Below are 25,296 nucleotides of genomic sequence, written 5' to 3'. Positions count from 1 at the left end.
CGCCTGGGTTCTGGGAACTGCAGTCCGGAGCACTTCACGCCAGCAGTCGATGCAGATCGCAACCGCTGCCTGAAATCGATACTTCAGGGACGACTCATAAGCCGCGTCGGCCTGCCGGACGACATCGGCGGCGTGGTCGCCTCGCTGCTGTCGCCGGACAACCGCTGGATCAATGCCCAGCGCATCGAAGCCTCGGGCGGCATGTTCCTGTAGCCGGAACCCGCGTGTGTATCCGCGCCGTCTGGAGCCTTGCGGTTTTCAGACGGTGCACGGGTCGGCACAGACTCGTCATCCTGGCGCCTGCGGACACCTATCGGCTCACTTGAAATCCCTGCTGCGCGCATCCAGTCCACTCAGCATCGGAGTCAGGTCCTGCAGGCGTTGCGCGATCAGATGGCGCACGCCGTCCACCGCTTCCAGGCGGCCATGCACCTGCATCAGCCGCGATTCGATCAGTACGCGGCGCTGGCGTTCGGCCAGGTGGCGCCAGACCACCACGTTGATCATGCCGTGTTCGTCTTCCAGGGTGACGAAGGTGATGCCGCTGGCGGTCTGTGGCCGTTGCCGGCCGGTGACGATGCCGGCGACCATTACCTGGCAACCATGCTCGGCCTGCGCCAGCTCGCGCGAATCGCGCAGGCGGCGCGCGCGCAAGCGGCTGCGCAGCAGCGACATCGGGTGTCGCCCGAGTGTCGTGCCGATCGTCGCGTAATCGGCCAGCAGATCCTCGCCGGTGGAAGGCAGCGGCAATCGCACCTGGATTTCCGAGGTTCCGGCCAGGCCATCGAACAATGGCCGCCGCGCCTCCACGCCCGCGACTTCCCAGCGCGCGCGATGGCGATGCCCGGCCAGGCCTTTCAGCGCGCCTGCATCGGCCAGCAGGTTGCGTTCGCGCGCTTCCAGATCGGCGCGCTGGCAAAGATCGGTGACATCGGCGAACGCCCGCCGCGTCCTGGCTTGCTCGATCCGCCGCGCGGATGTTTCATCCAAGCCGCGCACCATGCGCAGGCCCAGCCGGATCGCCAGCTTGCCGTCGCGTTCCGGTTCCAGCGTGCAGTTCCAGTCGCTGTAGCGCACATCCACCGGCCGCGTTTCTACGCCATGCCGGCGTGCGTCCTGCAGCAACTGATCCGGGCTGTAGAAGCCCATCGGCTGGCTGTTGATCAGGGCGCAGACGAACGCAGCCGGCTCGTGCCGCTTGAGCCAGCAACTGGCATAGGTGATCAGCGCGAAGCTGGCGGCATGGCTTTCGGGAAAACCGTAGTCGCCAAAGCCCTTGATCTGCTCGAAGATTCGCTCGGCAAAATCAAGGGCGTAGCCATTCTTCAGCATGCCTTCGATGAGTTTTCCACGGTGGTGTTCCAATCCGCCATGGCGTTTCCACGCCGCCATCGAGCGGCGCAACTGATCGGCTTCGCCTGGCTTGTAGCCTGCCGCCACGATGGCCAGATGCATCACCTGCTCCTGGAACAGCGGCACGCCCAGGGTGCGTCCCAGCACCCCGCGCAGTTCCTCCTTCGGATAGGTCACCGGTTCCAGGCCATCGCGCCGGCGCAGATACGGATGCACCATGTCGCCCTGGATGGGACCGGGCCGCACGATGGCCACTTCGATCACCAGATCGTAGAAATTCTTCGGCTTCAGCCGCGGCAGCATCGCCATCTGCGCACGCGATTCGATCTGGAACACGCCCACGGTATCGGCCGCCTGGATCATCTTGTACGTTTTTTCGTCTTCGGCCGGGATAGTGGCCAGCGTCAGTTCGCGGCCGCGATGGCGCTTGATCAGATCCAGCGTCTTGCGCACCGCTGTCAGCATGCCCAATGCCAGCACGTCGACCTTGATCAGTCCCAGCAGTTCCAGGTCGTCCTTGTCCCACTGGATCACCGTGCGGTTGTCCATCGCCGCATTCTCGACCGGCACCAGCGTATGCAGCGGGTGTTCGGAAATGACGAAGCCGCCCGGATGCTGGGACAGGTAATGCGGAAAGCAAACCAGTTCACTGGCCAGCACCAGGATCTTGCGCAGCAAGGGACTGTCGGGGTCGAAGCCATGCTCGCGCAGGCGCTGTTGCGATGGAATCTCGTCGCTCCAATGCCCCACCGTGCCGGTCAGTGATTTGATCGCATCCTGCGGCAAGCCCAGCGACTTGGCGACATCGCGCAGCGCGCCGCGCCCGCCATAGGTGGTAGCGACCGCCGCCAGCGCCGCGCGCTCGCGGCCATAATGATTGAATACGTATTGCAGCACTTCTTCGCGGCGTTCGTGTTCGAAATCGACATCGATGTCCGGCGGCTCCTTGCGCTCCACCGACAGAAAGCGTTCGAACAACAGGTTCATCCGCGCCGGATCGATCTCGGTGATGCCCAGCGCATAGCACACCGCCGAGTTGGCCGCCGAGCCGCGGCCCTGGCACAGGATGCCCCGGCTGCGCGCAAACCGGACCACATCGTGCACGGTGAGGAAGAACGACTCGTATTTCAGTTCGGCGATGATGGCCAGTTCCTTTTCGATCAGCTCCTGCGCCCTGGCGATCAGCTCCTGCCGTTTTTCTACAGGCTCATTGGGCCAGCGCGCATGGATGCCCTGCCTGGCCAGTTCGCGCAGCCAGGATGCCGGCGTATGCCCCGGCGCCACCAGTTCGCGCGGATATTCGTACTGGATATCGCGCTGCAAATCGAACGTGCAGCGCTCGGCAATCCGCAGCGTTTCCTGCATCAGGGCTGGCGTATACAGCTTCGCCAGCGCAGGCCGCGCGCGCAGATGCCGCTCGCCATTGGGGAACAGCCGGTGTCCGCATTCGGCCACCGTGGTGCGGTGGCGGATGGCGGTCATCACGTCCTGCAGCGCGCGCCGGCCGCGCGCATGCATATGCACATCTCCGCTGGCCACGGCAGGAATCCGCAGCAACTGCGCCAGCGCCTGCAGCCGCGCCAGCCGTGCGGCATCGTCCGGTCCCAGGTGCAGTTCCACCGCCAGCCACAGGCGCTGTTCGAACATCCGGCAAAGCCAATGGCCATGATCGACGACAGGCTCGGCATCCGGCAGCCACAGGCACAGCAGCCCGCTGCGCACCGCTTCGATGTCTTCGCGCAGCAGCCGGTATTCGCCCTTCTTCGCCCGCCGGCGCGCACGGGTGATCAGCTGGCACAACGATGTGTAGCCGGTCTTGTCTTCGACCAGCAGAACGATCTTCGGTCCATGCTCGATCTGCATTTCGCTGCCGACAATCAGCGGCAGCCTGGTTTCCTGGCTGGCTTGCCAGGCGCGCACGATGCCGGCCAGCGAGCATTCATCGGTGATGGCCAGCGCACGGTAGCCGTGACGCCTGGCGCGCTGGAACAACTCCTGCGCGCTGGACGCCCCACGCTGGAAGCTGAAGTCGGACAGGCAGTGCAGTTCGGCGTAGTCGATGTTCATGCTGCGCAAGACCGCCTCTTCTTCCATTTACGGGAGAGGGTCGGGGTGAGGGCAAGGCCGGCGCCATGAACACAATCCGGCAAGAATGCATCGAGCGATTGGGTCGCTTTCATCCGAACCACCCCTGCAGCATGAAAGGGCTATCGAATTCTTCTTCGCCAGTCGGACGGAACGCCCAGGCGCGTTGCCCCAGCCGGGTCTGCAGCACGTAGTAGTCGCGGCGCACGTCGCCGTCGTCCCACCAACCCGATTCCACCCGTTCCGGTCCGCTCAGGATGCGCGGGGCGACATCGCGCAGCGGTATCGGTTGGTGCAGCAGCCAGCCCGGACGCAACGGCGCATCGCCGGCATCCTGCGCCCTGCCCGCTTCCGCGCGCCAGGCCAGTTCGGGGCGGTGATCGGCATGCAGGCGCAGGCCGTGCACGGCGTCATCGCCCAGGCGCGCGCGCAGCCGTTCGCGCAGTTGCTCCCACGGCATCGCCTGTTGCGGGCGTTCGTCGAACAGTTCGCGGTGCGCCGGTACGAACGGCGGTAGTTCCTCGGCCAACAAGCGCAGCGCCAGCACCGGTGCCGGCACCTGCGCCTGTTCCAGCCGGCCGCGCGCCAGTTCGAACAGCATCGCCGCATCGCGTTCGGCCGCCAGCAGGCCCACCTGCACCACCGTCTGCGGATGCTCTTCGTGTTCCAGTTGCAACGCGAAGCGCTGCACGCCGCCATCGCGGCCGGCCAGGTAGGCGGCCAAATCCGAAATCAGCCGTTTCAGCGGAAACAGCAAGGCCTGGTGCGAATCGGTTTCGTAACCCAGCTCTATCCGCGCATCGAAACGATCCGGCGGCGCGTAGTACGCCAGCGGCGCGGCGCGCGCGCCGTACAGTTCGTCCAGATGCTGCAGCACGTCCTTGGCGAAGCGCCGCGCCAGCGTATCGCGCGGCAGCGCGCGCACCTGCCGCAGCTTGCGCAATCCCATCCGCGCAAACGCCTCGGCGGTGTCGCGCGCAAACCCGGCACGCTCCACCGGCAACTGATCCAGCGCATTGACCATCGCCTCCTCGCCAGGCAGCGCGATGCCGTTATGCGCATTGGCCAGCACCCGCGCGGCGGCGGGATTGGGCGCCACCACGATGCGGTGGCGAAAACCCAGCGCGCCCAGTTCCTCGTGCAGCCGCGCCTCGAAGCGCGGCCACGGCCCGAACAGGCGCAGGCTGGCCTCGACTTCCAGCACCAGCGCATGCGCGTACTGGATGCTGACCAGCGAACTGAAACGGTAGGCCCAGGCGGCGAGGAAATCATGCCAGCGCCGTGCGTCCCCGGGCTGGTATTCGGCGGTGGCGAATCCCTGCGCCAGCACCTGCGCGGCGCTCAGCGACATGCCCGGGCGCAGCCCCAGCGCGCGCGCGGCCGGATTGACCGCGTGCAGCACCCGCCGCTGCGGCGTGCCGGCAATCAGCGCCAGCGGCGCGGCGGGATCGGGCTGGCGGCGAAGGACGCCGTCCAGCGCCAGTTGCGGCAGCAGAATGCAGGCCCAGCGCATCCCGGCCTCAAGCGGCGGACGCCGTAAACGGAATCGGGCGCGGCGGCGCCATGCCGCCGCGGCACTTGAGCACCCGCAACTGCGGCGGATGCAGATCCAGCGCAATGCGCAACGCCGCCGGCGAAGCATTCAGCGATGCCTTCAGCGGACGATAGGCAAACGCCAGCGTCTGCCCCGACTCGGCCGCCACCTGCAACCGCCGCAACGCACGGTCGTCGGCCTGCTGCGGCCAGCACACCACCGCGCCGCAGCTGCCCGAACGCAGGCATTGCTCGGCCGCCCACAACGCATCGCGGCCCTGCGCCTTGATCACCTGCAGTTGCTGCAGATCGACGCCAGCCGCGCGCCATGCCGGCGGATAGGGAATATACGGCGGCGCCACCAGCACCAGCCGTTCGCCGGCCTGGCTCAATCGCGCCAGGCTGGGCCACAGCAGTCGCAGTTCGCCAATGCCATCGGCCGGAATCAGCAACTCGGTCAGCGCCGCTTCCGGCCAGCCGCCGGTCGGCAGCGCCGCATCCAGCGAAGCATGGCCGCTGGGCTGGGTGCTGGGCGGCAACGCCGCCGGCCGCCCTTTCCAGATGCGGCGCTCCAGCAGCAGGGTATCGATGGCCACCACCGCACCCATCTCAATCCCGCCGCAACAGGCCGCAGTAAACGCCTTCGATGGCGAAATCCTGATCCGGCTGCACCACGATGGGCGCATGCGCCGGATTGCGCGGCAGCAGACGGATACCGTCACGGCCGCGCTGCAGCCGCTTGATGGTGATTTCGCCATCGACCCGGGCAATGACGATCTGCCCGTCGCGGGCGTCGCCGCTGCGCTGCACGCCAACCAGATCGCCGTCCAGGATGCCGTCGTCGATCATCGAATCGCCCTGCACCCGCAGCAGGTAATCGGGCTTCAGCGAAAACAGCGCGCGGTCCAGCCGCAGTTGTTCATCCAGGCCGATATCGGCGCCGATGGGCGCGCCGGCGGCCACCCGCCCCAGCACCGGCAGGGTCAGCAACGCCGGGCGCCGGCCCTGCTGCGCCAGCCTAATGCCGCGCCGCTGCCCGGGCGCCAGCGCAATCAGCCCGGCCTCGGCCAGCGCCTGCACATGCTTCTGCGCGGCATTGCGCGAGGCGAAACCGAAGGCCCCGGCAATCTCGGCCAGGCTGGGTGACTGGCCGAACGCCTCCAGCCGTTCACGGATGAAGGCCAGCACGGCGGCGCGTTGGGGCGTCAGGGTCGGCATGGGTGTACATTTGTACACCTAGTCGGCGGGTTTGGCGAGTGCCGGGCCGGGCCGGCGGTGAATCATCTGGCTGTATCGTGTGGGAGCGACGTGAGTCGCGACAGGTTACCGGTAAAGCCTTATCGCGACTCACGTCGCTCCCACAGTTAGACAAACCCGCAGCGGCTACCATCGGTCCATCACAGGAGAACCGCATGACCCAAGGCACCCAGCATTCGAGCGAAGATCCGCGCAACGCCGACATCCTGATTTCCATCAATGGCGCGCTCAAGCATCGCAACGAGGCGGTGGTATCGGTGTTCGACAGCGGCTTCGTGCTGGGCGACGGCGTATGGGAAGGCTTTCGCGTGGCGCAGGGGCATCCAGTTTTCCTGGAGGCGCACCTGGACCGGCTGTACGAAGGCGCCAAGGCCATCATGCTGGACATCGGCCTGAGCCGCGAACAGCTGACCCGTGCGCTGTACGCCGCGCTGGACGCCAACGGCATGCATGGCGACGGCGTGCATGTACGGCTCATGATCACCCGCGGCGTCAAGCGCACGCCCTACCAGGACCCGCGCGTCACCGTGGGCCCGGCCACCATCGTCATCATTCCCGAATACAAGACCGCCTCACCCGACACCGCCGCGCGCGGCGTGTCGCTGTACACCGTGCATGTGCGCCGCGGTTTTCCTGATGTGCAGGACCCCAAGCTCAATTCGCACAGCAAGCTCAACTGCATCACCGCCTGCATCCAAGCCTACGGCGCTGGCGCCGACGAGGCGCTGATGCTGGACCCGCACGGCTTTGTCGCCACCTGCAATTCCACCCACTTCTTCATCGTGCGCAAGGGCGAAGTGTGGACCTCCACCGGCCAGTACTGCCTGGGTGGCATCACCCGCGCCAATGTCATTGCGCTGTGTCGCGACAACGGTATTCCGGTATTCGAAAAGTCCTTCAGCCTGACCGATGTCTATGGCGCCGATGAAGCCTTCGTCACTGGCACTTTCGGCGGCGTGGTGCCGGTGCATACCGTGGACAGCCGCCGCATCGGCGACGACGCGCGTGAGGGCGACGACACGCAGGATGCGCGCGGACCCATGGTGCAACGACTGCAGTCGCTGTACCGGGAACTGATAGCGGCCGATGTCGCCAACCGCACGCGCCCGGCATGATGGAGACTGGCATGAGCCAGCACCCTGCTCCGCTGCGCGTGGCCATGTGGTCGGGGCCGCGCAATATTTCCACCGCCATGATGCGGGCCTGGGAAAACCGCGGCGATTGCGCGGTCAGCGACGAACCGCTGTACGCGCACTACCTGGCCCATACCGGCCTGGACCATCCCGCACGCGATGACGTCATCGCCGATGGCGAGACCGACTGGCGACGTGTGGTCGCATCGCTGCTGGGCCCGGCACCCGGCGGCGCGGCGGTCTGGTACCAGAAGCACATGACCCATCACCTGCTGCCGCATATCGACCGCGGCTGGATAGCGCAACTGCGCAACGTGCTGCTGATCCGCGACCCGCGCCAGGTGGTGGCGTCCTACGTCAAATCGCGCGCCACCGTCACCGCCGATGACATCGGCCTGCCGCAGCAAGTAGCGCTGTACGAGGAACTGACGCTGGCCGGCGCACCGCCACCGGTCATCGATGCCGGCGATTTCCTGCGCGCACCAGCAGCGCATCTGCGCGCCCTATGCGACTGGCTGGGCATTCCCTTTACCGACCGCATGCTGCACTGGCCGCAAGGCCCGCGCGACAGCGACGGCATCTGGGCCCCGCACTGGTACGCACGCGTTTGGCAATCGACCGGCTTCGAACCGCCCGTGGAAAAAGACATCACCCTGTCAGGCGCAGCGGCCGAAGTCGCCGAGCAATGCCGGCCGCATTACCAGCGGCTGCATGCATTGCGAATGCAGGTTGGCCCCGGAGCGGACGCGGGCTAGGGCAACGCTGCTCAAGTCAAAGCTCGTCAACCAGGCGCAGGTCCTGGCAACCGAACCCGCCCACTAACCCTGGCGATGCGTCTCATGTGCCGACGGATGCGTACAACACACCCTCATACACCAACCTGTTCGGCAGCGATATCAACGCGGTTGTGATGGGCCAGGTACTGGTGGATCTGCGCGACCACCGCGGCGCCCTCGCCGACGGCCGCGGCCACCCGTTTGACCGAACCGGCGCGCACATCGCCGATGGCGAACACGCCCGGGCGATCGGTTTGCAGTCCCAGCGCCAACGTCTGTTCACCCACGTCGGCGCCGGTGACCACAAAGCCGGCCGCATCCAGTTGCACGCAACCCTGTACCCAACCGGTGTTGGGGTCGGCGCCGATAAACAGGAACACATGCCGCAACGCACAGCGATGGGTGCTGCCATCGGCGCGGCCGCGGAAGACCGCGGCCTGCAGCCCGTGTTCGGCATCGCCTTCCAGCGCAACGATTTCGGTACCGGTATGCAGCTCAACATTCGGCAACGCAGCAATACGGTCTATCAGGTAGCGCGACATGGACGCCTCCAGCCCGCTGCCACGGATGATCAGATGCAGGTGCTTGACCTTGGGTGCCAGAAACACCACCGCCTGCCCGGCCGAATTGCCGCCACCGATCAGCGCAACCTCCTCGCCTTCGCATAACCGCGCCTCCACCGGCGAGGCCCAGTAGGAGATGCCGGCGCCTTCAAACAATGCCAGTTGTTCGATAGGTGGCCGGCGGTAGCGCGCACCCGAGGCAATCACCACCGTACGCGCCTGCAGCACCGCATCGCAGGCCAGGTGCAGGTGCAGCGGCTGGCCCGGTCCGCCATCGCATTGCAGCCGGGTGACTTCCAGCGGCAGCGCCAGTTCGGCGCCGAATTTCAGCGCCTGGTTGTAGGCGCGGCCGGCCAGCGCCTGACCGGAGATGCCGGTGGGAAAGCCCAGATAGTTTTCGATGCGCGCCGACGCGCCAGCCTGGCCGCCAATCGCACGCTGATCCAGCACCAGCACCGAAAGGCCTTCGGATGCCGCGTAGACCGCAGCCGCCAGTCCGGCTGGGCCGGCACCAATGATGGCCACGTCATAAAGTTTGTCCGGGTCCAGATCCGGCGTCATGCCCAGGCAATGCGCGGCCTCCACATCGCTGGGGCGCTTGAGCACGGTGCCGTTGGGGCAGACCATCAGCGGCAGCTCGTCGGCGTGGATGCCCAGGCGTTCGACCAGCGCCCGCCCTTCGGCATCTTCGGCCGCATCCAGGAAGGTATTGGGATAACCGTTGCGGGTCAGGAAACCCTGCAGCCGGGTAAGCCGCGCCTCGCCACGCTGGCCCACCAGCACCGAACCGGCGGTGTCGCCTTCAATCAGCCCCACCCGGCGCAGGATCAGCGCGCGCATCACAATCTCGCCCACCTCGGCCGAGCTGATCATCAGCGAACGCAAATGCGCCGCGTCAAACGGCACCGCCACGCACCCGTCCGGGCCGGCACGCCCCGCCGCCAGAGAAGCGCGACCGGCCAGCTGGCTGACTTCGCCACTGAACTGGCCGGCATGATGCAGCGTGATGGGCTTTTCATTGCCCAGCCCATCGCGGCGCACCACCGCGATCAATCCTTCCAGCACCAGCCACACCGGCGCGCCATGTTCGCCGACCGCAAAGATGTCCTGGTGCGGGGCAAAGCGGCGCGGCGGACCGCTGGCAAAACGCCGCGCCATCTCAACCTGGGCCGGCTCCAGCACCGGGAACATCTGATGGCGACGGGTATCGACCAGACTCATCGGCGTTCTCGCGGCACGCAGGTGGGATGCACAGCATGGTCCCGCCCACGCGCGCTGACAATCACCCAAATGCGGGGGCCGTGGCGGTGCGGTGCCCGCAGGCGCTGCCGCCAGGCATGGCGCTCGGCGGCAGCGCCTAATGCCACAGCGTCGGTTTCGCCACCATCAGGTAGAACACCATCAGCATCGCGAAGAAGGCCGGGTAGCCCAGCGCTTCCCACCAGCGCGCATAACGCCAGTACCTGGCGGGCAGCTCACCGGAGCCGTCCCTCGCCGCGGAGGCCATCGCCGCCATGCGCAGTTGCAGCCACACCACCGGCAGCCACAGCGCGCCGGTGACCACGAAGAGTCCGATCGACACCGCCAGCCACGGCGTGGTGAGCGGCCAGCCCGCCAGGTGCGCCAGGTACAGGCCGCTAGCCGGCTGCATCAGGACCGCCGGCGTGGTGAACCACCAGTCGGCGCGGACCACAAGCCGCGACACGACCGCCTGTGCGTCCAGGCTCCCGCTACGGTTGGCGAAAAACAGGTAGAACGCAGTACCGAAGCCGGTGCCGACCAGGACAACGCTGGACAGCACGTGGATCCATTTCACCGCGAAATAAGTCGTCATCTCGCTCTCCGGATCAGGACCCATAGCGCCGCGGCAATAGGGACATTCTTCGTCAGCGGCCCCAGCGGATGCAGCCACAGCGAGGGATCGAGCACGCTGGCCACCGCGGTCATCGCCAACATGAGCGACAGCGCGGTCAGATAGATACGTCGCGACGGCCACAGCGCCATCGCCATACCGACCAGCAGGTCGGCGCCCGCACCGGCGGCAATCAGCACGGTAGCCAAGCGCGGATCGGTGATGCCTGCTTTTGCCAGCAACGCCATGCTCTGGCCATTGAACTCCCACAGGCTGACAGCCGCCGTCGCCAGCCACACGAAGACCACGCCCATGCGCAGCAACTTTTCGTCGTCCCTGCTCATCGCTGGGCCACGGTCGAGCTTGTGGAGGAAGCCTGCGGTAAGGCAGCGGGGACTTCGTCGACGATGTCGGTGAGCATCCCCCACCGGGCGAACTCGGGTTCGAACTCATCCAGCGACAACAGGCCCGCGGCGGTGTAGGCACCGGCCGCCATCGCATCGCCGGCGGCAAGCTTTCGCGCCAGCAAGATTGCGGCCATGCAGGGGATTTCGGGACCATCGCCATTGTCGGCCGCTATGTGCCAGGCGCGCCGTGCCGGGTCCCCGGCAGCGTCCAACCCTTCGATGCGCACCACCATGCCTCCCTTTGAGGTGCCCAGCGCGTCGAACACGCCACTGATGCGGTCCAGTATCCCGGCCAAGCGTTCGGGCCGCTTCAACAGGCCCATGCCGCGCAGCGCCGCCAGCACGGCGAAGGTGCGCTGCGTTGCGGCCACCTCAAGCGCGGCACGGAACATCACCCGGTCGCGCACGCCATAGCGTGCGGGGAACAATTCCAGGTCGGGGATGTCGCACAGCGCACCGATCCGCGGATGCAATCGCTTGAACTCCACGCGCTCTGGCGTGGCCCAGCCCGGCGCCTGCGTCCACTGCCCGCCCCGCCAGATCCGGACGGGCCTGCCGCAGTAGCTCAGCACCGCCGCCAGCGTCGCCCTGCCCCGCGGTGCGGTCTGCGCAGGCGCAATGCAGATGTCGATTGCATGCAGGCTTCGCCAACCGGCGGATAGGTGGTCGACAACGGCCGAGGACAGCGCGGGCACGGTACTCGCGCCGCTGATGGCCACTCTACCCGCCTGCTGGAAGGTGCCATGCAGTTGCCCTGGAAAATCGCAGACGAAGCGGCGACCGTCAGCCAAGTCGATGTAGTGCGCCCCGGCGCGTGCGGCCGCAACGGCCACCGCATACGACTGCTCCTGAAACGGGCCGGCCGTGTGGATCACCAGGTCGACCTGCAGTGCGGCCAAGGCCTGGGCGAAGTCGGAGGCATTGCAGTCAATCGCGACTGCGCTGGCCCGCCCGCCCAGCGCGTCTGCAAGTCGCTGGGCCTGTCCGGCATTGCGTCCGGCTATCTGCAGGTCGATGTTGGCGTCGCCCGCAAGCGCACGACAGATGCGGGCGCCAAAGTTTCCGTAACCGCCCAATACCAGTGTCTTCATCCGTCCCCATTGCTTCCTGGCCGCAGCAAGCAGTATCGCCGAACAGGCACGTTTGGCGCACCCGCTCCGCTTGAACTGGTTGTTATTGCTGACGGCTGTTGGGTCTATCCGGCAACGTCATCTCCACCAGTCCGGCGGACAGCGCCGGAGCCAGATAGGCCTGCCGGAAGGATTTTCCGGTCGCTCAGCCCCAGCGCTTGCTGCAAGGCTTCCCGACTCAGCGAGTTGTCGCCCAACGCCCTGAGTAATCTGACGACTTGGGGGGTATCTTGAGGGGCGTCTTGGGGGGGGTAATGCCCAGCAGTGCGTTATGAATGCAGCCGAGCGTGAACCGAATGAAAGGCGCACAGTCCGAAGCATGGGTGCTCGCGTTGATCGCCTCGTAATAGGCTGCCTGCTGTCGATGCACCAGGCTTTCCACGGGAAGCCAGGCAAAGGCCGACTGACGTGAAGCAGGGAAGCCTGGCGCGCAAGCTTATGCCTTGCGCGCTAGGAACCTTGCCAAGTCACATCAGGCATCCTGCCCAGGGCTTGGCGTGGGCAGCTAGCCAACGGGTGTGCCACGGTACGAGCGGGCGTCGTCCAGCGACTGGTTCATCAGTTCGGTCAGCTGGCCCAGGCAGGCGGCCCACAGGCCCAGCGGAATGTGGTCGGCGATTTCGTCCAGGCTGCGGGGCTCAGCCAGACGGGAGAGCAAGAGCAGGTGGTCGCGGGCCAGTTGCCACTGGGGATCGGCTGGGTTGCCACACCCCCCTTCAAACGGTAGCTTGGGGTCACTAAAGGCTCAGGAGGAGCCATGGACCAATTTCGAACTCTTGCCGTATCCCTAGCGGTCGCTTCGTTGCTGATGCTACAGACCGCATGTGTCGGGAAGCCGGATTTGACATCGCCGCCCACGACCGTTCCCGGCCAAGCACCTACGTCTACTTCCCATATGACGTTAGGACAGCTGCAACAGCGCCTGTTGACCTATGCCGGCTCCTTGAAGCAGCCCTTCGATGTATCCCAGGACGCCTTCGCTTCAATGCTGGGCGTGAAGCTGGTGCCCATTGAGCCAGGTACGACGGGAGGAGAAGCCAAGAGTCAGCCGTTGGCCGACGGCTACCAGTTCTATGCCAGCTTCGCGTCGCATTCGACGCCGTCGTCTTTCCCGCTCCACGAGGTGCTGATGTTCCTCCCGGGCGGCAAGAGCCTGACGAGGGAAAATTCGCCACCGTGCATCTGGAGCGCCGAGCTAGCATCAAAGCAACTCGAAGCCATGGGATACGAACGCGGTGGAGAGCGCCCCTTCCGGCAGGGCTGGATGCGCCAACATTGGCGCCCTATCGGAGATAGCAAACAAGGCTTCAGCGCCAACTTGCTGATCTACCATTCTGGCCCCGAGGAAGCACCGGAATCCTGCGTGTATGGCGTCCGCTACTGGGGAGGTGATGCATGAGGCCGGTCGATCCGCCGCACCTGCCCTACAGAATAGTCTTGCGCCATTGAATGATTTGGAGGAGCCATGGACCCGTTTCGAACCCTCACCGCCTCAATCGCTGTTGCTTCGCTGCTGACCCTGTCCGTTGCATGTGCCCGGACACCGGACGCGACCAGCACACCGAGCGAGGCCGCTGCTGAAACCGAGCAAACAACGCTGGTCCAACTGCAGGAGCGCCTTCTTGGTTTTGCTGATTCTCTGAGGAAGCCTTCCGACTTGTCGGCGGCCGCGTTCTCATCCGCCCTGGGTGTTTCCTTGACGCCCATCGAGCCGGGATCGGATTTTGTGCAAGCCAGGGAGCAACCCCTCGCTGGGGGTTACAGCTTCTTCGCCCAGTCAACACCAGATGCCGGTGACTTTGTATTCACGGAAGCCCGCTTCTCCCTGCCGGGAACCAAAAGTCCTGCCCAAGAGCCCTCGCCCCCGTGTCTCTGGGATGCGGAGGAAGCGTCCCAGAAGCTGGAGGCCATGGGTTACAAGCGCGGTGGGCAGATCGACTTCCAGCAGGGCTGGTTGCGCCAACACTGGCGCCCCATAGGGGACGGCAAGCAAGGCATCAGTGCCAGCCTGTTGATCTACCGCTCTGGGGATGGCCAAGCTTCGACGGAATGCGTCTACGGCATCCGCTTCCGTGGGGGTAACGCATGAGGCCCGTCGTTCCCTTACTCCGGCGCTGGACGTACGTCAGCGCCATTCGCCGCAGGAGCATTCTTTGCCACACCTGCCCTACAGAATAGCCTTGTGCCATTGAATGATTTGGAGGAGCCATGGACCAATTTCGAACCCTCGCCGCCTCAATCGCTGTTGCTTCGCTGCTGACCCTGTCCGTTGCATGTGCCCGAACACCGGACGCGACCAGCGCACCGAGCGAAGCCACTGCTGAAACCGAGCAAACAACGCTGGTTCAACTGCAGGAGCGCCTTCTCGGTTTCGCTGATTCTTTGAGGAAGCCTTCCGACCTGTCGGCGGCTGCATTCTCCTCCGCCCTTGGCGTTTCCTTGACGCCCACCGAGCCGGGATCGGATTTCATGCACGCCAGGAAGCAACCCCTCGCCGGGGGTTACAGCTTCTCCGCCGTAGCATTACCAGATGCCGGTGACTTTATATTCACGGAAGCCAGTTTCTCCCTGCCAGGAACCAAAAGCCCAGCCCAAGAGCCCTCCCCCCCGTGTCTCTGGGATGCGGAGGAAGCGTCCCAGAAGCTGGAAGCCATGGGTTACAAGCGCGGTGGGCAGATCGACTTCCAGCAGGGCTGGTTGCGGCAACACTGGCGGCCCATAGGGGACGGCAAGCAAATCGTCAGTGCCAGCTTGCTCATTTACCGCTCTGGAGATGGCCAAGCTTCGACGGAGTGCGTCTACGGCATCCGCTTCCGTGGGGGTAACGCATGAGGCCCGTGGATCCGCGCATCGAGCCCCTGTTGGCCCACCTGGCCGAGGACCCCCAGCTCCCAAAGGGAGCGGAGGACAACATCCGGCAGGCCATCGCCGAGTCCCCTTACCTTTCCAACCTGCTGGGCAACGCCGCAGCGGCCAAACAAATCGGTCGGATAGCCGTATCGCATGGCCAGCACAACGGCGGCCACTTCGCGGGCGGAGAAAACGGCAAGCCCGGCACCCTCTACGTCAGCGAGTCGAACTTCAAGGACTGGTCCAACACCGAGCGGCTGAACCTACTGACCGGTGTCATGGGGCACGAAACCATGCACGGCGTTCTGGCCAAGACGCGGGCCCAGGCCCTGGACCAGTTCACCCACAGCTACCAGTCCGCCATGGATGAGGCCTACCAGGCCCGGGAAACGGTGGTGAACCTCACCGACCCCGTGCGCACCTATTTGGACAAAGGCCGACAGGACGAAGCGTTGGCCGAGGTTTCTGGGTTGCGTGCCGTCAATAGCCGCCTCAAGCACCTCCATCCCGATGCCTCGGAAAGCGAGATCGAAGAGTTACTGGTCTACAACGCCAAGAGCCGTTGTATCCAGCGTGTGGGCGAAGCTCCAAGCCTGGCCCCGGGTATCAGCTACGAAGCCTTGAACCGCCACCCTTACCGCGACGGCGGGGCGCTGACCAAGGCCGTTGAGCAATGCTTCTATGACGGCTCGGGAACGCTGGGCAAGCACGGCGACTCGGACTACCGCAACTACTACGGCGTCGATCCCATCTCCCGTATTGCCCGCGATTTCGACTTCCTGGCCGAGGGCCGGCGACCGCCGGACATTCGAATCGACATGAAAGACCTGGGCTTGAACCCCAAGCAACTGGAACGCAATGGCCTGGACCTGGGCAATGCCAACACATTCACCGTCACCGACGGCAGCAAGGGCGGTATGGAATGGGTCCAACTGAAGAACACCGGAAAGGGAAGCAACAACGAGCCGGATATGGCTCCCAACCGCGCCCTGCCCTTGGCACCCTCCCCGCAACTCAGCCACGCCGACCGGACCCTGCTGGAGCAGATCCGCGGCAAGGTGGATGAGCTGGACAAGGCGAATGGCCGGATGTTCGATGAGACCAGCGAGCGGATGTCTTACAGCCTGCTGGCCACAGCGAAGGATGCAGGGATGACCCGGGTAGACCAGGTGTTGTTGAGCATCAGAACTGAAAACCTACCTGCGGCGCAGAACCTTTTTGTCGTTCAAGGCGACCCGTCCAACCCGGCGTCTCTGCGGGCATATACACCCACGGCAGAAGCGGCCCAGCGGCCGGTCCAGGAGAGCCTGAACCAGGTGGAATCGATCAATCAGCGCCAGGCGCTGGAACAGCAGTCCATGCAGCAGCAGCGGATTCAGGAGCAGCAGCGAACGTCCCAGATGTCGATGTAGGTTCAGTAGGCATCCAGCGTGGGCTCACCACACGCGAACTCGTCGCGAAAGCCGGGATCCATTTTATTCAACTACTTAGAAGCAACATGGATTCCGGCTTTCGCCGGAATGACGACTTATTCAGCGTTGCCTTAGCTGGTCTGTTCCTATATCTGGGCCGTCCGGAACACCGGGCATTTGATCCAGCCGCCCCTCCAGCCATCTCCAGAAGCGCCCCGCTGAGTGACCACATGGGCCACGCCTTGTCACCCCCGCAGCCGCAGCTCCGGGTTCTCGTTGATGGTGCCGTCTTCCTCAATCACCACCAGGCGCATGTCGCCTCGTTCCACCAGCACCGGGATTGGGGCCTTGAACAGCGGCCGGCGGACGAACTTCAACCGCCAATGGAACTGTTCCATGGTCTCCAGCGTGGTGACCTGCTCAGCCGTCAAACCGGCGCGCAATGCGGCCGGATCCGGCATGGCGTCGGTTTTACGGCGCTCCGGCTGTCGCGGCGCTGGCGCATCCGGCTCGCTCCGTTCGGCAGCGGATGCGTATGAACTCGATTGATACATCGTGAAACCACTCCCAGAGAAGCGCCCATACCCGGCGTGACCTGCCCGGCGCACCCGCCTCAAGGGAGCTGGCGTGCCGGGGCCATGGTGCGAAGCAAGGTTTGTGCCGAAGTGATTCGATGGCCAGCAGGTTGCCGGCGGGCTTTCCAGGCGTGCGTAGGCAGCCCGCAAACGGCAACCTCGCAGCATTCTGGCCGACACCGGGCGAAAACCCTGCGCCGGAGGACCCCGATGGCACTCCACGCCCGCATTCGCCGTATTAGGGACTACAACGGCCCCCTGCCGTTGGACACGGAGATGTCATGAAAATTCTCACCACCCTTGTTCTGGCCCTGCTGCTGATGGCCTGGCAGCCCGCCGCCCGCGCTCAGGCTTGCGGCGACACCATTGCCACTAGCATCACGTTGACCGCCGATCTGCACTGCACCACTGGCTGGACCGCGCTGTACGTGCCAGTCGGCTACATCACCATCCATCTCAATGGCCACACCTTGAGCGGTGACCCGGCCCTGCAAGGCATCCACATAGCCGACGCCGCCAAGGTGCGCATTGTCGGGCCCGGCCGCATCACCGGCTTCTGGACCGGCGTCAACGCCACCCGCGCGGACGAACTGGCCGTGGATGGCGTGAGCTTCGAAGACATCGGCTCCGGCGTCACCATCAGCGACACCATGGCCGCCACCGTGAAGAACAACGACTTTCGCCAGGTGCAGGGCTGGGGCGTCTACATCATTGCCGTGCCCGGCAGCCGCACCACGCTGGGCGCGCATGCCATCCTCGACAACCAGATGCTGGACATCGGCGGCGGAATATCCATCTGCGGCCATCCCCATTCGGACAACCTGATCAAGGGCAACAAGCTGCAAGGCGTCCGCGACTACGGCATCCATTTGTACGACGCCAGCAACAACAACCAGGTGCAGCAGAACGAGCTGCGCAAGGTGGAGTTGGCCGGCATCGTGCTTCGCGGCAGCAGCAAGAACAAGATCAGCGGCAACTTGATCGACTACGGCTACGCCGGCATGTCGCTGATTCCGCAGTTCACCGGTTCCTGCATGACCGGCGGCTACAGCCCGGTGGTAGCCTTCAACCTGATAGAAGGCAACAGCATCTTCCAGCAGTCTGTCGGCATCTCGTTGGGCCTGGGCATCAGCAAGGACCCACAGGTCGTGAAGAACCGCATCTACTTGAACAAGTTGTACTACGACGCCACCGGCCTCTACTTCCGCGAGGATGCCCACGACAACGACGCCACCGGCAATGCCTATTTCGGCACGCCGACCCCAGTGGTGGATACCGGTAGCGGCAATACGTATTGATGGAATGCCGGCGGCCGGCGGCGGATGCCAATCCGTCGCCGGTCGGTAGCATCGAAGCCGTCCCTGCAGCGGCCCACGCGACGCCCGCATGACCGGCCCGCGCGATCGCTTTGTCGCTGCGCCGCACAACCCGACAACCGTCAACCCGCGCCATACTGCCCCCATGCGCGACCTGACCGACCTTGCCCCGCAGCCGCTGTCACACACCACCGCACTGCCGGCGCGGTTCTATACCGACCCGGGCATGGCGGCGTTGGACCGCCGGTTGGCGTTCGATGCCGGCTGGCAGCTGCTGGCCCACGTGTGCCGGCTGCAGAACGCGGGCGATCACGTGGTCGCCGATTTCGCCGGCCTGCCCGTCATTGCGGTACGCGGCGCCGATGGCGAAATCCGCGCGTTCCATAACGTCTGCCGCCACCGCGCCGGTCCCCTGGCCCAGTGCGACGGCCTGGCCGCGCGTTCGTTGCGCTGTCGCTATCACGGCTGGACCTATCAGTTGGATGGCGTGCTGCGCTCGGCGCCGGAAATGGGCACGGCACCGGACTTCGAACCGGCCGATATCCGCCTGCCGCAACTGGCCGTGCGGGTGTGGCAGGGCCTGGTATTCGCCGCGGTGGACGAAGCCGCCGCGCCGGCCTTCGAGGAGTTCGTCGCCGGCATCGACGCGCGTCTGGGCGCGAACCGCGGCCTGGAACGCTACGGCCACCACCACCGCGTGGGGTATGAGGTGAACTGCAACTGGAAGGTCTACGTGGACAACTACCTGGAGGGTTACCACGTCCCGCATATCCATCCCGGCTTGAACAAGCTGCTGGACTACCGCAGCTACATCACCGAAACGGCGGGCTGGTATTCCTTCCAGTGGAGCCCACTCGAAAGCGGCGACGGCCTGTACGGCGATGGCGACGCGCTGTACTACTGGCTGTGGCCCAACACCATGCTCAACATCCTGCCCGGCCGCCTGCAGACCAACCGGGTGGTGCCGCTGGGCGTGGACCGCTGCCGGGTGGAGTTCGATTTCTACTACGCGCTGGACGAGTCCGACGAAGCGGCCGCATGGCGGCTGGCCGATCATGGTTTCAGCGACGAAGTGCAGTTGGAAGACCTGACCATCTGCGAAGACGTGCAACGCGGGCTGGCATCCGGTTCGTACCGGCCCGGCCGTTTGAATCCGCTGCGCGAAAATGCCGTGCACCACTTCCACGAGTTGTTGCGGCGCGTTTATCGCGAAGGCGCGGCTTGAGCGCGCCGGTCGCTGCGCTGAATATATTGCGCGGCAGTTGCCACTGCGGCCGGCTTGGCGCGAGCTTTTCGACCGCGATCGATCCGGCTGCCCTGCACCCGCGTGCCTGCGATTGCACGTTCTGCCGCAAGCATGGTGCCGCGTACATTTCCGACCCGACAGGACGTTTGGCGTTCGACGCCACCGAGGCCGGCGCTTTGCGCGAATATCGCCAAGGCAGCGAGACAGCGCGCCTGCTGCTGTGCGGCTACTGCGGCGTGCTGATGGGCGTGGTGTTCGACCATGCAGGCCGAACCTATGGTGCGGTCAATGCCGGCTGCCTGGATGGCGAACCTGCACTGGGCAGTGCGGCCGTCGTATCGCCGCAACGGCTGAGTCCAGCAGAAAAAATGGAGCGCTGGCTGCAGGTGTGGGTGCCGGATGTCGTGCTGCCACCGGCCAATGGCTGAGCGTCCACCGGCGCCGGTCCGCGACGGATGAGCGCGCGTCCGCTGGGCTTCCTGACTGCCACCGCGCTGGTGGTGGGCAGCATGATCGGATCCGGTGCCTTCCTGCTGCCGGCTGCGCTGGCGCCGTTCGGCGCCGCCAGCCTGACCGGCTGGGCCATCACGCTGGCCGGCGCGATGCTGCTGGCGCTGACATTCGCGCGCCTGGCGATGCGCTGGCCGCGCACCGGCGGGCCTTATGTGTACGCGCGCAACGCCTTCGGCGATTTGCCCGGCTTTGTGGTGGGATGGAGCTACTGGATCTCGGTCTGGTGCGCCAACGCCGCCATCGCGGTGGCGTTCGCCGGCAGCCTGGGCACTGTTTTTCCTGCAACCACGGCCACGCCGGCACGCGCGGCCGCGTGCGCGTTGGCGGCGTTGTGGCTGTGCAGCGCCATCAACCTGCTAGGCCTGCGCGAAGCCGGCCGCATGCAACTGCTGACCACCGTGCTGAAACTGATACCGCTGCTGCTGTTCGGTGCAATCGCGCTGTGGTTTGCCGATGCGCGCCACTTCACTCCGTTCAATCCCACCGATGCCGGATTGCCGCAGGTCGCGCACGCCACCGCCGCGCTGACCTTGTGGGCGCTGCTGGGCCTGGAAGCGGCCACCGTGCCTGCCGATGCCATCGAGAACGCCGAGCGCACGGTGCCACGCGCGACGGTGCTGGGCACGCTGATCGCGGGCATCACGACAGTGCTGGCTTGCACCGCCGTGCTGGGCGTGCTGCCGGCGGAAACGCTGGCGGCTTCGCAGGCGCCGATGGCCGAGGCGGCCAGCGCGTTGTGGGGCCCGAAAGCCGGGCTGGCGCTGGCGCTGGTGATGGCGGTCTCGTGCCTGGGCGCGTTGAACGGCTGGGTGTTGGTTTCCGGGCAATTGCCGTTGGCGGCAGCCCGCGATGGCCTGTTTCCGCAGGTGTTTACCCGGCTCAGTCGGCACGGCACGCCGGTCGCCGGCATCCTGGCCAGCAGCGCACTGGCGACCGCCCTCATCCTGAGCAACTACAGCCGCTCGCTGGTACAGGTGTTCACCTTCGTCATCCTGCTGTCCACCGCCGCCACGCTGGTGCCCTACGTGGCCGGCAGCCTGGCCTGGCTGTGGCGCGGCAGCGGCCACGGCAGCCGCACGGTGGCGGCATTGGCCCTGCTCTTCAGCCTGTACGCGCTGGCCGGTATCGGCGCCGAAGCGATGCGTTGGGGCACCGTGCTGATCGGCGCCGGCGTGCCGCTGTATTACCTGCGGCGATGGCTAATGCGGCGGCGCATGCGGTCCGCCTGATGTGCGCGCCGGATTAGCGGCCAGAAAGCATGCCATTCGGTCAAAAAAAGCCGATAAGCATCAAGTTTCCACTATTTCGGTAGAATAACGCCGTTTAACTTCTATCGATATCACCAGTACTCAATCGGTGCTATTCTGCTGATATCGGCTATTTATGGTCTTTAATGGCAAAAATATACTGAATGAATACCTATGTATCAGCCACTCCCGATGAACTGCAGATCCGCCTGGGCGAACAGATCCGCCGGCTGCGGTTGGGCCGCGACCTGGACCAACTGACCCTGGCCGAACGTGCCGGGGTGTCCGAGAAGGCCCTGCGCAACCTGGAGGCCGGGCGCGGCTCCAATGTGGCCACGCTGTTGCAGGTGATCCAGGCGCTGGACGCGCTGGATTGGCTGCAGGCGCTGGCGCCGGCTGCTTCGGTCAGTCCGATGGCCTTGCTGCGGCAACGGCCGGAACCGCGCCGGGTCAGCCGCCGCCGAGGCAAGCGCACGCCGCCGGAGCAGCAGCAGCGGTGAGCACGGCAGTCATCGAGGTCCGCATCTGGGGCCAGCGGGTCGGCGCGGTCGCGCCGGATCCACAGGCCGGCTGCTACGCCTTCGAGTACGACCCGCGCTGGCGGCGGCAAGGCATCGAACTGGCGCCGCTGACGATGCCCACCGATGCGGCCGCGCCGGTTTTCCTGTTCCCCGCCCTGCCCGAGGCCACGTTCAAGGGCCTGCCCGGCCTGCTGTCCGACGCGCTGCCGGATGCGTTCGGCAATGCGCTGATCGATGCCTGGATGGCGCAGCACGGTATTGCCGCTGACGCCATCACCACACTCGACCGCCTGGCCTACATGGGCAAGCGCGGCATGGGCGCGCTGGAGTTCCGGCCGGCGCGCGGTTCGCACAGCGAAAGCGCCGAACCGCTGCAGATGAAGTCGCTGGTCGAAGCCGCGCGCCAGGTGCTGCAGGGCGACCTGTCCGACGACGCGCATGCGCAGGCGGTGCTGGCCAACATCATCCGCGTGGGCACCTCGGCCGGCGGCGCGCGCGCCAAGGCGGTGGTGGCGTGGAATCCGCAGACCGGCGAACTGCGCAGCGGCCAGTTCGACGTGGCGCCGGGCTTCGAGCACTGGCTGCTCAAGTTCGACGGCGTCGGCAAGGATCCGGAACTGGGCACCGGCGCGCACTACAGCCGCATCGAATACGCCTACCACCGCATGGCGCTGGCCGCCGGCATCGCGATGGAGCCGTGCCGGCTGCTGCAGGAAAACGGTCGCGCGCATTTCATGACCCGCCGCTTCGACCGCGACGGCAACCGCAAGCATCACATCCAGTCGCTGTGCGCCATGCAGCACCTGGACTACAACCAGCGCGCCAGCCACGCCTATGAGCAGTTGTTCCTGGTCGCCACCCGACTGCAACTGGGCGAGGAAGCACTGGCTGAAATATTCCGGCGCATGGCCTTCAACATAATGGCGCGCAACTGCGACGACCACAGCAAGAACTTCGCGTTCCGGCTCAAGCAGGGCGGCGCCTGGGAGCCGACCCCGGCCTATGACGTCACCCACGCCTACAACCCGCAGGGCGAATGGACCTACCAGCACTTGATGAGCGTCAACGGCAAGTTCGACGGCATCGGCCGCGACGATCTGCTGGCGGTGGCGCAACGCTTCGGCGTGCGCCGGGCCAAGGCGCTGCTGGCGCAAGTGCGCGATGCGGTGCTGCGCTGGCCGGAATTTGCCGATGCAGCGGAGGTGCCGGAAGCCGAAGCGGCAGCCGTGGCGGCGGATCACCGGCTGGTATAAGGCCTGCGCTGCGCTGGACGGTACGGCTCGCAAGGCTCGCAAAAAATGCTGTCGGAATGACGGCGGATTATCGATTCCGCGCAAGCGCTTGAATCAATCCCCGTAAGATGCGGTGGGCAACGCGAACCGCATCATTCGCGAAACCGCCAGAAACCTGGGAACGTCCTCCCGTAATCACCCGAACGATGCGGTGCGCCTGCGGCTTACCGCATCCTACAAAGCCGGGTGCGAGCCGTCCCTCGCCAAAAACCAACGCCCATCCTCATCCGTAGGATGCGGTGAGCACAGCGAACCGCATCATTCACAAAGCCCACGAGACACCAAGGATCGGCCTCCCCGCCATCACCCGAACGATGCGGTGCGCCTGCGGCTTACCGCATCCTACAACGCCGGATGCGAGCCGTCCCTCGCCAAAAACCAACGTCCATCCTCACCCGTAGGATGCGGTGAGCACAGCGAACCGCATCATTCACAAAGCCCACGAGACACCAAGGATCGGCCTGCCCGCCATCACCCGAACGATGCGGTGCGCCTGCGGCTTACCGCATCCTACGCTGCTCGGCGGTTCATCCGCTCAGGCGAACGGATCCTGCAGCACCATCGTGTGGTCGCGGTCCGGGCCGGTGGAAACGATGGCCAACGGGCTGCCGGACAGTTCTTCCAGCGCACGCAGATAGGCGCGTGCGGCGGCCGGGAGTTTTTCCCATTCGGTGATGCCGTGGGTGCTTTCCTGCCAGCCGGGGAACTCCAGGTACACCGGTTCGCATTCGTCCCAGCCCTGCGCGTCCAGCGGCGCGTATTCGGTTTCCTTGCCGTGGTAGCGGTAGGCGATGCACATCTTCAGCTTGTCCATGCCGTCCAGCACGTCCAGCTTGGTGATGCACAGGCCGCTGATGCCGTTGATGGCCACCGCGCGCTTGAGCGCAACGATGTCGATCCAGCCGCAGCGGCGCGGGCGGCCGGTGGTGGCACCGAATTCCTGGCCCTTGGCGCGGATTTCTTCGCCGACCGCATCGTGCAGTTCGGTCGGGAACGGACCGCCGCCCACGCGGGTGGCGTAGGCCTTGCAGATGCCCAGCACGTAGTCGATGGCGTCGGCGCCGACACCGGTGCCGGCCAGCGCGCCGCCGACGGTGGTGTTGGACGAGGTGACGTACGGATAGGTGCCGTGATCGATATCCAGCAGCGAACCCTGCGCGCCTTCGAACAGCACCCGCTTACCCTGCTTGCGCAGTTCGTGCAGGATGCCGGCCACGTCATGTTTCATCGGCTGCACGTACTCGCCGAATTCCAGCGCCTCGTCCAGGGTCTGCTGGAAATCCACCGCATCGGTGTTCAGGTACTTGGTCAGCACGAAATTGTGGTAGTCCAGCGCCGTGCGCAGCAGTTCGGCCAACTGCTGCGGGTAATGCAGATCGGCGATGCGGATGCCGCGGCGGGCCACCTTGTCTTCGTAGGCCGGCCCGATGCCGCGGCCGGTGGTGCCGATGGCCTTGCCGCCGGCGGCCTTTTCGCGCGCCTGATCCAAGGCGATGTGATACGGCATGATCAGCGGGGCAGCCGGTGAAATCTTCAGCCGCGAGCGCACTTCCACGCCGCTGGTTTCCAGTTCCTCGATTTCCTTGCGCAATGCGGCCGGGCTGATCACCACGCCATTGCCGATCAGGCACAGCGCGTCTTCGCGCAGGATGCCGGACGGAATCAGGTGCAGCACGGTCTTCTTGCCGTTGATGACCAGCGTATGGCCGGCATTGTGGCCGCCCTGGAAGCGCACGACGGCGCCGATTTCCTCGGTGAGCAGATCGACGATCTTGCCCTTGCCTTCATCGCCCCACTGGGCACCGAGAACGACGACTGACTGACCCATTGCACAAACTCCAAAGGTTTCATTGTGGGAGCGACGTAAGTCGCGACGGACCGGCGGGTCCATGGCGCTGCGGTCGCGACTGACGTCGCTCCCACAGGTCGTTCCCAGACACGGAAAAAGCCGGAGGGGAACAATCCCCGGCCGGCTTTTGCGCATTATCCGGGTTTCGGGTGGCCGAGGCCACCCCTTCCACGTTCAGCCCCGGCTCGGCGGGCGGCCCGCCGGTCCGGTGCCGGTAGGCGGCAGGCCCATGCCGGGAATAGCGCCTGCAGGCGGGCCAAGGGTAGAAGTGATGCAGGCCCCGGTTGCTCGCGAAAGGCCAATGGCCTTGCCGGCGTCGCGACTGACGTCGCTCCCACGGTTGGGCCAGACCCTGCCGTCGGCTTCTGCGCCTCATTCGCGACCCG

Annotated in this window: 22 protein-coding genes and 3 pseudogenes; 13 read left to right on the top strand and 12 right to left on the bottom strand. The window is 65.6% G+C overall.

Going from position 1 to position 25,296, the window contains the following annotated elements; genetic code table 11:
* Positions 1–213 (top strand): annotated as a pseudogene (locus CRO39_RS21250) (hypothetical protein); the annotation flags it as partial.
* A gap of 105 nt (positions 214–318) precedes the next feature.
* Here the strand turns inward: CRO39_RS21250 and CRO39_RS18240 are convergent.
* From CRO39_RS18240 to lexA, 4 genes are all read right to left on the bottom strand, one after another.
* On the bottom strand, positions 319–3,420 hold the full coding sequence (locus CRO39_RS18240) for an error-prone DNA polymerase (RefSeq protein WP_097123407.1): 3,102 nt from the start codon (positions 3,418–3,420) through the stop codon (positions 319–321).
* Positions 3,421–3,529: 109 nt separating this feature from the next.
* A complete protein-coding gene (locus CRO39_RS18235; RefSeq protein WP_097123394.1) occupies positions 3,530–4,951 on the bottom strand; it encodes a Y-family DNA polymerase in 1,422 nt (473 codons plus the stop codon).
* A 7-nt stretch (positions 4,952–4,958) separates the two neighbouring features.
* On the bottom strand, positions 4,959–5,579 hold the full coding sequence (imuA, locus tag CRO39_RS18230) for a translesion DNA synthesis-associated protein ImuA (protein ID WP_097123393.1): 621 nt from the start codon (positions 5,577–5,579) through the stop codon (positions 4,959–4,961).
* Between the two features lies 1 nt (position 5,580).
* Positions 5,581–6,189: a transcriptional repressor LexA gene (lexA, locus tag CRO39_RS18225; RefSeq protein ID WP_097123392.1), complete on the bottom strand. Its 609-nt coding sequence runs from the start codon at positions 6,187–6,189 to the stop codon at positions 5,581–5,583.
* Between the two features lie 194 nt (positions 6,190–6,383).
* On the opposite strand from lexA, the gene CRO39_RS18220 reads away from it, so the two are divergent.
* Together CRO39_RS18220 and CRO39_RS18215 are read left to right on the top strand one after the other, a co-directional pair.
* Positions 6,384–7,343 (top strand): aminotransferase class IV, encoded by a 960-nt coding sequence (locus CRO39_RS18220; RefSeq protein WP_097123391.1) that lies wholly within the window; start codon positions 6,384–6,386, stop codon positions 7,341–7,343.
* Between the two features lie 11 nt (positions 7,344–7,354).
* Positions 7,355–8,116 carry a sulfotransferase-like domain-containing protein gene (locus CRO39_RS18215; RefSeq protein WP_097123390.1) on the top strand — a complete coding sequence of 254 codons (762 nt, stop codon included), beginning with the start codon at positions 7,355–7,357 and terminating at the stop codon, positions 8,114–8,116.
* 113 nt (positions 8,117–8,229) lie between these two features.
* On the opposite strand, the gene CRO39_RS18210 is transcribed toward CRO39_RS18215, so the two are convergent.
* From CRO39_RS18210 to CRO39_RS21015, 6 genes and pseudogenes are all read right to left on the bottom strand, one after another.
* Entirely contained in the window at positions 8,230–9,921 is a 1,692-nt protein-coding gene (locus CRO39_RS18210; protein ID WP_097123389.1) for an FAD-dependent oxidoreductase, read from the bottom strand.
* A gap of 136 nt (positions 9,922–10,057) precedes the next feature.
* Positions 10,058–10,534 (bottom strand): DUF2269 family protein, encoded by a 477-nt coding sequence (locus tag CRO39_RS18205; protein WP_097123388.1) that lies wholly within the window; start codon positions 10,532–10,534, stop codon positions 10,058–10,060.
* Entirely contained in the window at positions 10,531–10,896 is a 366-nt protein-coding gene (locus CRO39_RS18200) for a DoxX-like family protein (protein ID WP_097123387.1), read from the bottom strand. The genes CRO39_RS18205 and CRO39_RS18200 overlap by 4 nt, the downstream gene beginning before the upstream one ends.
* Positions 10,893–12,050: a saccharopine dehydrogenase family protein gene (locus CRO39_RS18195; RefSeq protein WP_097123386.1), complete on the bottom strand. Its 1,158-nt coding sequence runs from the start codon at positions 12,048–12,050 to the stop codon at positions 10,893–10,895. The genes CRO39_RS18200 and CRO39_RS18195 overlap by 4 nt, the downstream gene beginning before the upstream one ends.
* Before the next feature lie 82 nt (positions 12,051–12,132).
* Positions 12,133–12,213, bottom strand: a pseudogene (locus CRO39_RS21455) (Fic family protein); the annotation flags it as partial.
* 381 nt (positions 12,214–12,594) lie between these two features.
* Positions 12,595–12,777: pseudogene (locus CRO39_RS21015) on the bottom strand (hypothetical protein); the annotation flags it as partial.
* A gap of 207 nt (positions 12,778–12,984) precedes the next feature.
* On the opposite strand from CRO39_RS21015, the gene CRO39_RS18185 reads away from it, so the two are divergent.
* The 4 genes from CRO39_RS18185 (at position 12,985) to CRO39_RS18170 (ending at position 16,351) form a co-directional block, all read left to right on the top strand.
* Positions 12,985–13,488 (top strand): hypothetical protein, encoded by a 504-nt coding sequence (locus CRO39_RS18185; RefSeq protein ID WP_097123385.1) that lies wholly within the window; start codon positions 12,985–12,987, stop codon positions 13,486–13,488.
* A 66-nt stretch (positions 13,489–13,554) separates the two neighbouring features.
* Positions 13,555–14,178, top strand: a complete 624-nt coding sequence (locus CRO39_RS18180; protein ID WP_097123384.1) for a hypothetical protein — start codon at positions 13,555–13,557, stop codon at positions 14,176–14,178.
* A 119-nt stretch (positions 14,179–14,297) separates the two neighbouring features.
* A complete protein-coding gene (locus CRO39_RS18175) occupies positions 14,298–14,921 on the top strand; it encodes a hypothetical protein (protein WP_097123383.1) in 624 nt (207 codons plus the stop codon).
* Positions 14,918–16,351 (top strand): XVIPCD domain-containing protein, encoded by a 1,434-nt coding sequence (locus CRO39_RS18170; RefSeq protein WP_097123382.1) that lies wholly within the window; start codon positions 14,918–14,920, stop codon positions 16,349–16,351. The genes CRO39_RS18175 and CRO39_RS18170 overlap by 4 nt, the downstream gene beginning before the upstream one ends.
* A gap of 245 nt (positions 16,352–16,596) precedes the next feature.
* Here the strand turns inward: CRO39_RS18170 and CRO39_RS18165 are convergent, their stop codons facing one another.
* The gene (locus CRO39_RS18165; RefSeq protein ID WP_097123381.1) at positions 16,597–16,812 is read right to left on the bottom strand and encodes a hypothetical protein; all 216 of its coding nucleotides are present in this window, start codon (positions 16,810–16,812) and stop codon (positions 16,597–16,599) included.
* Between the two features lie 395 nt (positions 16,813–17,207).
* On the opposite strand from CRO39_RS18165, the gene CRO39_RS18160 reads away from it, so the two are divergent.
* The 6 genes from CRO39_RS18160 to CRO39_RS18135 all read left to right on the top strand — a co-directional run bounded on the left by CRO39_RS18160 (position 17,208) and on the right by CRO39_RS18135 (position 23,022).
* The gene (locus CRO39_RS18160) at positions 17,208–18,224 is read left to right on the top strand and encodes a NosD domain-containing protein (RefSeq protein ID WP_097123380.1); all 1,017 of its coding nucleotides are present in this window, start codon (positions 17,208–17,210) and stop codon (positions 18,222–18,224) included.
* Positions 18,225–18,387: 163 nt separating this feature from the next.
* Positions 18,388–19,467 carry an aromatic ring-hydroxylating oxygenase subunit alpha gene (locus CRO39_RS18155; protein ID WP_097123406.1) on the top strand — a complete coding sequence of 360 codons (1,080 nt, stop codon included), beginning with the start codon at positions 18,388–18,390 and terminating at the stop codon, positions 19,465–19,467.
* Positions 19,464–19,916 (top strand): GFA family protein, encoded by a 453-nt coding sequence (locus CRO39_RS21475; protein ID WP_097123379.1) that lies wholly within the window; start codon positions 19,464–19,466, stop codon positions 19,914–19,916. The genes CRO39_RS18155 and CRO39_RS21475 overlap by 4 nt, the downstream gene beginning before the upstream one ends.
* Before the next feature lie 27 nt (positions 19,917–19,943).
* The gene (locus tag CRO39_RS18145) at positions 19,944–21,230 is read left to right on the top strand and encodes an amino acid permease (protein ID WP_097123378.1); all 1,287 of its coding nucleotides are present in this window, start codon (positions 19,944–19,946) and stop codon (positions 21,228–21,230) included.
* A gap of 182 nt (positions 21,231–21,412) precedes the next feature.
* Positions 21,413–21,748, top strand: a complete 336-nt coding sequence (locus tag CRO39_RS18140; RefSeq protein ID WP_097123377.1) for a helix-turn-helix domain-containing protein — start codon at positions 21,413–21,415, stop codon at positions 21,746–21,748.
* The gene (locus CRO39_RS18135; protein ID WP_097123376.1) at positions 21,745–23,022 is read left to right on the top strand and encodes a type II toxin-antitoxin system HipA family toxin; all 1,278 of its coding nucleotides are present in this window, start codon (positions 21,745–21,747) and stop codon (positions 23,020–23,022) included. The genes CRO39_RS18140 and CRO39_RS18135 overlap by 4 nt, the downstream gene beginning before the upstream one ends.
* Positions 23,023–23,596: 574 nt before the next feature.
* On the opposite strand, the gene CRO39_RS18130 is transcribed toward CRO39_RS18135, so the two are convergent.
* Positions 23,597–24,889 carry an adenylosuccinate synthase gene (locus tag CRO39_RS18130; RefSeq protein ID WP_097123375.1) on the bottom strand — a complete coding sequence of 431 codons (1,293 nt, stop codon included), beginning with the start codon at positions 24,887–24,889 and terminating at the stop codon, positions 23,597–23,599.
* Positions 24,890–25,296 lie beyond the last annotated feature (407 nt).

This window comes from Pseudoxanthomonas wuyuanensis (genome assembly GCF_900215535.1).
GTDB classification, from domain to species: Bacteria; Pseudomonadota; Gammaproteobacteria; order Xanthomonadales; family Xanthomonadaceae; genus Pseudoxanthomonas_A; species Pseudoxanthomonas_A wuyuanensis.
The sequence above is the reverse complement of the archived record's forward strand: the minus strand, read 5'-3'. Positions and strand labels throughout refer to the sequence as shown.